We start from the raw sequence: 10,796 nt of genomic DNA, 5'->3' as shown, positions 1-10,796 counted from the left end.
TGCTGCGGTCGAGGATCTGGTCGGGTGGATCGACGGTTCGGGTCCGGGGTTGTCGTCGGTGGTTCACGCGGCGGGTGTCGGAAGCGGTGTTGCGGTCGAGGACTTGCAGCCGGCCGATCTGGCGGGGTTGTTGTCGGCGAAGGCCGGTGGCGCGGCGGTGCTGGACGAGGTGACCGCGGGGCGTGAGCTGGACGCGTTCGTGCTGTTCTCCTCTGGCGCGGGTGTGTGGGGCAGCGGCGGTCTGGGCGGGTATGCGGCGGCGAACGCGTACCTGGACGCGCTGGCGGTGGACCGGCGTGCCCGCGGCCTGACGGCGAGTTCGGTGGCGTGGGGGTTGTGGGCCGGGGTCGGTATGGCCTCGGGCGCGGGCGGTGAGCGGCTGCGCGGCTTCGGGATGGAGGGGATCGACGAGGAACGGGGCATGCTGGCTCTCGGCCAGGTGCTGGATGCGGACGAGACCGCTGTGGTGGTGGCGGGGTTCGACTGGCCCCGGTTCGTCCCGACCTACACCCTCCACCGACCCAGCCCGCTGCTGTCGGAGATCGCCGAGGTCAAGGAGGCGTTGGCTGCCGACGTGGCAGCTGCTGGGGGCGAGGAGAGTGTCGGTGAGTGGGCCGGCCGCCTCGCCGGAATGCAGGGCGCCGAACAGCGACTGATCCTGACCGAACTGGTCCGTGGCCACGTCGCCGCGGTGCTGGGTTATGGCTCCGCCGAGGACGTGCTCCCGCAGCAGGCGTTCAAGGACCTCGGACTCGATTCCGCCGGTGCGGTGGAGCTGCGCAACCGCCTGTCGCAGACGGTGGGGGTCAAGCTCCCGTCGACCATGGTCTTCGACTACCCGAACGCCGCCGCACTCGCGGACTACCTCCGAAGCGAGCTGGGTGCCGGCGGTGGCGCGGACGAGGTCGGCGATCCGGTTCTGCAAGCTCTAGAACGTCTGGCTTCCGAGCTGGAATCCGTCGAAGGCGGCTCCGACGCGCGCAAGGACGTCACCGAACACCTGCAGACGATGCTGTCCCGGTGGCTGCGTCGCAGTAGTTCCGACGGGGCCGCCTCGGAAACGGGCCACCCCGCCACTGGACGGCAGGAGGTCGCCGGCGCGCTCGACGTGGCCTCGGCCGACGAGGTCCTCGACTTCATCAACAAGGAACTGGGGTCCTCGTGATGATCACTGGTTCTCGAATTGGGACGACGTTGCGAAAGGGCCGTCATGGCGGATGAAAAGCAGTTGCTGGACGCCCTGAAGAAACTGGCGGCCGATCACTATGAAGCCCGCGAACGGGTCCGCGAGCTCGAGTCCGGTGCCCGCGAGCCGATCGCGATCGTGGGGATGGGCTGCCGGTATCCGGGCGGCGTGACCGGGCCCGACCAGTTCTGGGACCTCCTCGTCGCGGAAACCGACGCGGTCAGCGGTTTCCCGACCGATCGTGGCTGGGAGGTGTTCGACGACGAACTCGGCAAACGCCAGGGATACCAGCGCCAGGGCGGATTCGTTTACGACGCGGCCGATTTCGATGCGGGCTTTTTCGGGATCAGTCCGCGTGAGGCGTTGGCGATGGATCCGCAGCAGCGTCTGCTGCTGGAGACGTCGTGGGAGGCGATCGAGCGGGCGGGGATCGATCCGAAGTCGCTGCACGGCTCGTCGACCGGAGTTTTCATCGGAGCGAGCCACGCAGGTTACGAAGGCAGCCTTCCAACCGACGACGAAAGCCTTGATGGTTATCGGTTGATCGGGACGGTGTCGGCGGTCGCGTCGGGCCGAATCTCGTATTGCCTGGGTTTGACGGGCCCGGCGGTGACGGTGGATACGGCGTGTTCGTCGTCGTTGGTGGCGTTGCATCAGGCGGTGCAGGCGTTGCGGTCGGGTGAGTGCTCGATGGCGTTGGCCGGTGGTGTGGCGGTGATGGTGTCGCCGGGTGCGTTCATGGAGTTCGCGCAGCAGGGCGGCATGGCCTCCAGTGGGCGGTGCAAGGCGTTCTCCGATGAGGCCGATGGGATCGGGTGGGGTGAGGGCGCGGGCGTGGTGCTCCTTGAACGGCTGTCGGATGCGCGTCGTCACGGACGTCGCATCTTGGCGGTGGTGCGGGGCACTGCCGCCAATCAGGACGGTGCGTCCAATGGTCTGGCGGCTCCGAACGGTCCGTCGCAGCGTCGGGTGATTCGGGCCGCGTTGGCCAATGCGCAGTTGTCGGCGTCGGACGTGGATGCGGTGGAGGCGCACGGGACCGGGACGACGCTGGGCGACCCGATCGAGGCGCAGGCGCTGCTGGCGACCTACGGCCAGGCCGAGGGACGCACCGAGGACCGGCCGCTGTGGCTGGGGTCGGTGAAGTCGAACATCGGTCATACGCAGTGCGCGGCGGGCGTCGCGGGTGTGATCAAGATGGTGCTGGCTCTTCAGCGCGGCACGCTGCCCAAGACCTTGTTCGCCGAGGAGCCCTCGTCGCACGTGGACTGGACGTCCGGGAACGTGCGGCTGTTGCAGGAAGCGGTGCAGTGGCCTGCGGGTGAAGAGCCGCGCCGGGCGGGTGTGTCGGCGTTCGGCGTCAGCGGCACCAATGTCCACATCATCCTCGAAGAAGCAGAGCGAGTTGCAGGACCTGAAGCACCTGACTCAGTCGAGCCGCAGCCGAACGACGAAGCTCCCTCCGTGTTCTCGTCACCGGCATGGGTGTGGACGGTCTCGGGGCGTAGCGCCTCTGCTCTTGCCGGTCAGGCGGGTCGTTTGCGGGAGCATGTGCTGGCGCGCCCGGAGCTGCCGGTGGGCGATGTTGCCTGGTCGCTGGCGACGACGCGTGCGGCGCTGGAGCACCGGGCCGTCGTGCTTGGCGACGACCGCACCGGACTGATCGCGGGCCTGGCGGCGGTGGCGACGCAGCAGCCTGGGCCCGGTGTGATCACGGGCTCGGTGATTCCCGGTGGTGTGGGCCGGACGGTGCTGGTGTTTCCGGGGCAGGGGAGTCAGTGGGTCGGCATGGGGCGTGAGCTGGCGGAGGCGTCGCCGGTGTTCGCGGCGCGGCTGGCGGAGTGCGCGGCGGCCCTTGCACCTCATGTGGAGTGGGATCTGGACGACGTCCTTGCGGGCCGTCACGGGTTCGAGGCCGCCGACGTGGTGCAGCCTGCGCTGTGGGCGGTGATGGTCTCGCTCGCCGCCGTGTGGGAGGTGTCCGGTGTGCATCCGGACGCAGTCGTGGGGCATTCCCAGGGTGAGATCGCTGCGGCCGCCGTCGCCGGGATTCTCTCGCTGGAGGATGCGGCGAAGGTCGTCGCGCTGCGCAGCAAGACGCTGAAGGCGTTGGCGGGGCGTGGCGGGATGCTGTCGATCGCCGAGCCCGCCGACGACGTCCGTGCGCGCATCGAGCCCTTCGGGGAGCGCCTTTCGATCGCTGCGGTCAACGGCCCGTCCGCGACGGTGCTGTCCGGGGACGCCGATGCCCTGCGGGAGCTGGTGGAGTCGTGCGGCGAGCAGGTCCGCACCCGGGTGATCCCGGTGGATTACGCCTCGCACAGCGCCCACATCGACGAGCTTCGGGATGAGATCGTCTCAGTCCTGCAGGGGATTCGGCCGGGTGAGGCGCGGATCCCGATGGTGTCGGCGATGAGCGGCGAGTGGCTGAACGGCCCCGAGCTGACGCCGGAGTACTGGTACGCCAGCCTGCGCGAAACGGTCGAGTTCGACCGAGCCATCCGGGCGCTGGCCGACTCGGGGCACGGTGTCTTCATCGAGTCGTCTCCGCATCCGGTCCTCACCCCCGCGATCAGCGACAGCCTGGAGGACCAGGCGCCGGTAGCGGTGGGGACGCTGCGCCGGGACGAGGGCGGCGCGGATCGGCTGCTGACCTCGTTGGCCGAGGCGTATGTCCAGGGCGCCCCTGTGGATTGGGCGAGCGTTCTCGGCGGCGGCGCAACCGTCGACCTGCCGACGTACGCGTTCCAGCGGCGACGCTACTGGCCGGAGCCGCCGGCGTCGGGTCGGGGCAAGGCTTCGGCGGACGACTGGCGCTACCGGATCGCCTGGCAGCGATCCAACGTGAACGCCCCTGCCGCTCTGTCCGGGAAGTGGCTGCTCGTCGGAGACGCACCCGACGCCGCTGTGATCGCCGATGCCCTGACGACTCACGGGGCTGAAGTCATCCAGCTGCCCTTGGACCGCATCGACGAGGACAACGCCGCCGAGGACTGGAGCGGTGTGGTGTCGGTGCTGGCCATGGACGAGTCGCCGCTGGCGGACCATCCGTTGGTGCCGGTCGGGCTGGCGGACACGGTCGAGTTGGTCCAGGTGCTGGGTCGGGCCGGTGTCGAGGCGCCGGTGTGGGTGCTGACTCGGGGTGCGGTGAGCGTCGGTGCGGACGAGGTGACGACGAGTCCGACGCAGACGCAGGTGTGGGGTTTCGGCCGGACGGTCGGTCTGGAGCATCCGGACCGGTGGGGTGGTCTGATCGATCTGCCGCCGGTGGTGGACGCTGAGGCCGGTGCGCGGCTCGTCCGGGTTCTTGCCGATGGTGTCGAGGATCAGGTCGCGGTGCGGGGGTCGGGGACGTTTCTGCGTCGTCTGGTTCGTGCTGAGGCCCGGCGGTCGGAGCCCGAGCCGTGGTCGCCGCGCGGGACGGTTCTGCTGACCGGCGGCACCGGCTCGATCGGTGTGTGCATCGGCCCCTGGCTGGCCGAGCATGACGCCGCCCGCGTGGTGCTGACGTCACGGTCGGGGCCGTCCGCGCCGGGCGTTGCCGCGCTGGCCGCCTCAGTGGCGGACGCGGGATCGGACGTCGATGTTCTCGGCTGTGACCTGGTGGTGCGGGAGCAGGTGGAGGGTCTGGTCTCGTGGATCGAAGACTCCGGTCCGGGCCTGTCGACGGTGCTTCACTCGGCCAACACACCGTTCCTGGCGCGGGTGGAGGACACCACGCGTGAGGGGCTCGCGGCGGCGTTGGGCGCGAAAGCCACGGGCGCGGTCCATCTGGACCAGGCGACCGCTCATCTGGGCGTGGACGAGTTCGTGTTGTTCTCGTCGATCTCGGCGACCTGGGGCAGCAACGATCACGCCGCCTATGCGGCCGGGAACGCGTTCCTGGACGGGTTGGCCGAGGACCGTCGCGCCCGGGGCCTGCCGGGCACCTCGATCGCCTGGGGCGTGTGGAACACCCGCGACTGGGACGCCGTCGACGTGGTGATGGACCAGGCTCCGGGACGGGTGACTCCGCATCGACTCCTCCGGCAGGGGATGAACTTCCTGGAGACCGGCCGGGCACTGCGAGTGCTGGGCGAGGTGCTGGCCGACGACGAAACCTTCGTCGCCGTCGCGGACGTCGAATGGGACAGGTTCGCCCCGGTCTTCCGCGCGGCCCGCCCGCGCCCGCTGCTGGACACGATTCCCGAGGCCCGCGACGAAGCCGATGAGGACGCGCGCACGGCGGGGTCGACCTCGGCCGGTGGTGGCCGTGGTGAGTTCGCCGAACGGCTGGCGGGGATGCCGGCGACGGAGCGGCGGCGCACCGTGGTGGAGTTGGTCCGCTCCCACGCCGCCGCGGTGCTGGGGCACGAGTCGGCCGAGGAGATCGTGGCGTCGCGTGCGTTCCGTGAGCTGGGGTTCGACTCACTGACCGCGGTCGAACTTCGCAACCGGCTGAACACCGCAACAGGGATTCGTCTTCCGGCGACGGTGGTCTTCGACCACCCGAATTCGGAGGCCATGGCCGACTTCCTCCTCTCCGAGCTTTCCGGGCGCGAGCCGATCGGGCACTCCGCCGTCCTCGACGAGTTCGAACGTCTCGCCGCCGGGCTGGATCCGGCGGACGAGACGGCCCGCACCGAGATCGTCGACCGTCTGGAAGCGCTCATCCAGCGTTTCCGGAACCACCGAATCGACAAGGCGGACGGCAAGGCCGGGGGGCGGGCGCTTCAGGAAGCCACCGCCGACGAGATGTTCGCCCTGCTGGAGAACGAACTCGACGATCCCGATTTCGACTGAGCCCGCCGGTAGATCAGCGCCAACCCCACTCTTGAAACAGGTCGAAGGGCGTAACGAAATGCAGAACGAGGAAAAGCTCCTCGACTTTCTCAAGCAGACGACCGCGAAGCTCCGCAGCACGCGGGCGCGGCTGCGCGAGGTGACGGAGCGGGAGCGGGAGCCGATCGCGATCGTGGGGATGGCCTGCCGCTATCCAGGCGGTGTCCGCACACCCGAGGAGCTGTGGGAGCTGCTGTCCTCGGGCGGGGACGCGGTAGGCGGCTTCCCGACCGACCGCGGCTGGGACCTCGACACGCTCTTCGACTCCGCCCCGGACGCCAAGAACACCAGCGACGTCGCCAGGGCCGGCTTCATCTCGGGGGCCGGTGACTTCGATGCGGGGTTCTTCGGGATCAGTCCGCGCGAGGCGCTCGCGATGGATCCGCAGCAGCGGCTGCTGCTGGAGACGTCCTGGGAAGCCATCGAACGGGCCGGAATCGACCCGGTGGACCTGCGCGACACCGCCACCGGCGTGTTCGCGGGCGCCGCGCCCTCCGGGTACGCGGCGTCCGGCGGCGACTTCACGGGCTCGGAGGCGCACCTCATCACGGGCACGGCCATGAGCGTCCTGTCCGGCCGGGTGTCGTACACGCTCGGCCTGACGGGCCCGGCGGTGTCGGTGGACACCGCCTGCTCCTCGTCCCTGGTGGCGATCCACCTCGCGGTGCAGTCGCTGCGGTCCGGCGAGTGCACGGTGGCGCTCGCCGGCGGGGTGACGGTGATCGTGGACCCGGGCGAGTTCGTGGGGTTCTCGCAGCAGAGCGCCCTGGCGGCGGACGGTCGCTGCAAGGCGTTCGGCGCGGACGCCGACGGGATGGGCCTGGCCGAGGGCGCGGGCGTCATCGTGCTGGAGCGCCTTTCGGACGCTCGGCGCAAGGGACGCCGGATCCTGGCGGTGATCCGGGGGAGCGCGGTCAACCAGGACGGCGCCTCGAACGGCCTGTCGGCACCGAACGGCCCGTCGCAGCAGCGGGTGATCCGCGCGGCGCTGGCCAACGCCCGCCTGACGACGGGCGACGTGGACGCGGTGGAGGCGCACGGTACCGGGACGACGTTGGGCGACCCGATCGAGGCGCAGGCGCTGCTGGCGACCTATGGGCAGGGGCACCCGGCCGAGCGCCCGCTGCTGCTCGGCTCGATCAAGTCGAACATCGGGCACGCGCAGCAGGCGGCGGGTGTCGCGGGCGTCATCAAGATGGTGCTGGCGCTGCGCAACGAGATGCTTCCGGCCACGCTGCACGCGGTGGAACCGACCCCGCATGTGGACTGGTCCGCCGGCAACGTCCGGCTCCTTCAGGAGCCCGCCGAGTGGCCGCCGGCCGACCGGCCGCGGCGCGTCGGCGTCTCGGCGTTCGGTATCAGCGGCACCAACGCGCACATCATCCTCGAAGAGACTCCCGGCGAGGACGTCCTCGCGGACGAAGCCTCCGACGAGGAGGAGCAGGACCAGGACCAGGACGCGACGCCGCAGCCGCTCGGGGACTTCGGCGCGCTCCCGATCGCCGTCTCCGGACGATCATCGTCCGCCCTCGCGGACCAGGCGGCCAGACTGAGCGAGCACCTTCGGGCGCATCCGGACCTGGAACCGTCCGACGTGGCACGCTCCCTCGTCACCACCCGGAGCACGTTCGAGCGGCGCGCGGTGGTGCTGGGCGCGGACCGCGCCGAGTTGCTCGAGGGTCTCGACGCGGTGGCGACCGGTCGGCCCGGCCCCGACGTGGTGACGGGTGAGGTCCCCTCGAACGGCGTCGGCCGGACGGTGCTGGTGTTCCCCGGTCAGGGGAGCCAGTGGGTCGGTATGGGGCGCGAGCTGGCGGAGGCGTCGCCGGTGTTCGCGGCACGGCTGGCGGAGTGCGCGGAGGCTCTGGCTCCGTTCGTCGGATGGGACCTGGACGACGTCCTTGCGGGCCGTCACGGGTTCGAGGCCGCCGACGTGGTCCAGCCGGCGCTGTGGGCCGTGATGGTCTCGCTGGCGGCCGTTTGGGAGGCCGGGGGCGTCGTCCCGGACGCGGTCGTCGGCCACTCCCAGGGCGAGATCGCTGCGGCCGCCGTCGCCGGAAGCCTTTCCCTGGCGGACGCGGCGAAGGTCGTCGCCCTGCGGAGCCGGACGCTGCGTGCGCTCGCAGGGCGCGGCGGCATGCTGTCGATCGCCGAACCGGTGGATGCCGTCCGCCGGCGTATCGCCTCGTTCGACGGCCGCCTGTCGGTCGCCGCCGTGAACGGCCCGTCCGCCACGGTGGTGTCCGGGGACGCCGACGCCCTGCAAGAGCTGGCCGAGACCTGCGGCGAGCAGATCCGCACCCGGACGATCCCGGTCGACTACGCCTCCCACAGCGCCCACATCGACGAACTGAAGGACGAGATCGTCTCGGTCCTGCAAGGGATCGAGCCCCGTGAGGCGCGGATTCCCATGGTGTCGGCGATGAGCGGTGCCGTGCTGTCGGGGCCGGAGCTGACGCCGGAGTACTGGTACGCCAGCCTGCGCGAGACCGTCGAGTTCGACCGCGCCATCCGGGCACTGGCCGATTCGGGGCACGGCGTGTTCATCGAGGCGTCGCCGCACCCGGTCCTCACCCCCGCCATCGCCGATGCCCTCGACGAGCGGTTCCCGGTCGCGGTCGGGACGCTGCGGCGCGACGACGGCGGCGCCCGGCGCCTGCTGCTCTCGCTCGCCGAGGCGTACGTCCAGGGGGCGGCCGTGGACTGGACGGCGCTGCTCCCGGCACGCGTGGACGGGCACGGCACCGTCGAGCTGCCGACGTACGCGTTCCAGCACCGCCGCTACTGGCCGGAGTTCCCCGAGCGGGCGGCCCGCGAAGCGGCGCGGGAGCGGGTGGCGGACTGGCGTTACCGCATCTCGTGGCAGCCGCTCGGTGAACTGCCGGACGCGGTGCCGTCCGGTACGTGGCCGGTGGTGTCCGGCCGGGACGGGAGGGAGCACGCAGGGGAGGTCGCCCGCGCCCTGGGGGCGCTCGGCGTCGAGGTCCGCGTCGTGGAGATCGACGACGCCGACCGCGCGACGCTCGCCGCGGTCCTGCGGGAGATCGGCGATGTGGCGGGAGTGGTGTCCCTGCTGGCCCTGGACGAGGACCCGCTGCCCGGTCGCGGACCGGTCCCGGCCGGTCTCGCGGCGACCACGGCGCTGATCCAGGCGGTGGTCGACGCGGATCTGGTTGCGCCGGTGTGGGCGCTGACGCGCGGCGCGGTCGCGGTGTCGCCGGGCGAGGTGCCGAGTATGGCGCAGGCGCAGGTGTGGGCGCTGGGGCAGACGGCCGGACTGGAGCACGCCGAGCAGTGGGGCGGCCTGGTCGATCTTCCGGAGGAGTTCGACGGCGCGACGGGCGCGCGGCTGGCCGGGCTGCTCGCGGCCGGGCCCGGCGGCGAGGACCAGGTGGCGCTGCGCGGGACGGGCGCGTTCGCGCGCCGGCTGGTGCGGGCGCCACGGCAGGACGCGGCACCGGCCGCGCCCTTCCGGGCGGACGGCACCGCGCTGGTCACCGGCGGGACGGGCCTGATCGGCGGCCGCACCGCGCGGCTGCTGGCGGACCGGGGCGCCGGACGCGTGGTGCTGACCAGCCGGTCGGGGCCGTCCGCCGCGGGCGTCGCGGCGCTGGCCGCCGAGCTGGCGGGCCGCGGCGGAGCCGTCGAGGTGGTCGCCTGCGACGTCGCCGACCGCCGGGCGACCGGGGCACTGCTCGACCACATCGCCGCGACCGGTCCCGCGCTGTCCAGCGTGGTGCACTCCGCGGGCACCGGCCACGGCGCGCAGGTCGCCGACCTGACCGCCGAGGACCTGCAGCAGGCGGCGGAGGTGAAGGTCGGAGGCGCCCTGCACCTGCACGAGCTGTCGGTGGCGCGCAGCCTGGACCTGGACGCGTTCGTGCTGTTCTCCTCCGGAGCCGCCGCGTGGGGGAGCGGGCTGCTGGCGGGGTACGCCGCGGCGAACGCGGCCCTGGACGCCCTGGCCGAGCGCCGCCGCGCCGCCGGGCTGGCCGCGACCTCGGTGGCGTGGGGCCTGTGGGGCGGCGGAGGAATGGGCGCGGGACGGGCCGGGGAGCAGCTGAGCGCCTCCGGGCTGCGGCCGATGGCCCCCGAGCCGGGCATCGAGGGACTCGCGCAGGCGCTGGACGACGGCGACGGCCTGCTCGTCTTCGCCGACATCGACTGGGACCGGTTCGTCCCGGTCTACACCTTGCACCGGCCCAGCCCGCTGCTGGCCGTGCTCCCCGACGCCGTCCGCGTCCGGGACGGCGAGGACGGGGACGGCGTACGCCCCGACACCGCGGGCGCCGAACTGCCGGGCCGGCTCGCCGCGCTGCCGTCCGGTGAGCGGCGGAAGGCGGCCGTCGCCGCCGTCCGTGCTGAGGCCGCCGCCGCACTCGGGCACGCCGACGTCGAAGAGGTCGACCCCGACCAGGCGTTCCGCGACATGGGCTTCGACTCGGTGATGGCGGTGGAGCTGCGCAACCGGCTCCGCGAGATCACCGGCCTGCGGCTGCCGTCGACCGTGGTCTTCGACTATCCGTCCGTCACGGCTCTCGCGGCGCACGTGCTCGGCGAACTCTTCGGCACCGCCGTCGAGGCGGCCGAACCGGCCGCCGCCCCGCGTCGCGCGCACGCCGACGCCGACGCCGACGACCCGATCGTCATCGTCGGCATGGGGTGCCGTTTGCCGGGCGGCGCCGTCACCCCCGAACTGCTCTGGAAGCTGCTCTCCGAGGGCACCGACGCGATCAGCCGGTTCCCTGACTACCGCGGCTGGGACATCCGCACTACCTACGGGCGGGAG

The 10,796-nt window shown here is 72.0% G+C and carries 3 protein-coding genes; all 3 read left to right on the top strand.

Features of this window, described 5'->3' with window-relative positions; genetic code table 11:
* A partial coding sequence (locus DMH08_RS35880; protein WP_125620601.1) for a beta-ketoacyl reductase occupies nucleotides 1–1,165 on the top strand: 1,165 nt, incomplete at its 5' end.
* A 45-nt stretch (nucleotides 1,166–1,210) separates the two neighbouring features.
* Nucleotides 1,211–5,968 carry a type I polyketide synthase gene (locus DMH08_RS35875; protein WP_125620599.1) on the top strand — a complete coding sequence of 1,586 codons (4,758 nt, stop codon included), beginning with the start codon at nucleotides 1,211–1,213 and terminating at the stop codon, nucleotides 5,966–5,968.
* Nucleotides 5,969–6,026: 58 nt separating this feature from the next.
* The coding region (locus tag DMH08_RS35870; protein ID WP_125620597.1) for a type I polyketide synthase at nucleotides 6,027–10,796 on the top strand (4,770 nt) is incomplete at its 3' end.

Origin of the sequence: Actinomadura sp. WAC 06369 (assembly GCF_003947565.1) — a bacterium.
GTDB lineage: Bacteria > Actinomycetota > Actinomycetes > Streptosporangiales > Streptosporangiaceae > Spirillospora > Spirillospora rifamycini.
The sequence above is the reverse complement of the archived record's forward strand: the minus strand, read 5'-3'. Positions and strand labels throughout refer to the sequence as shown.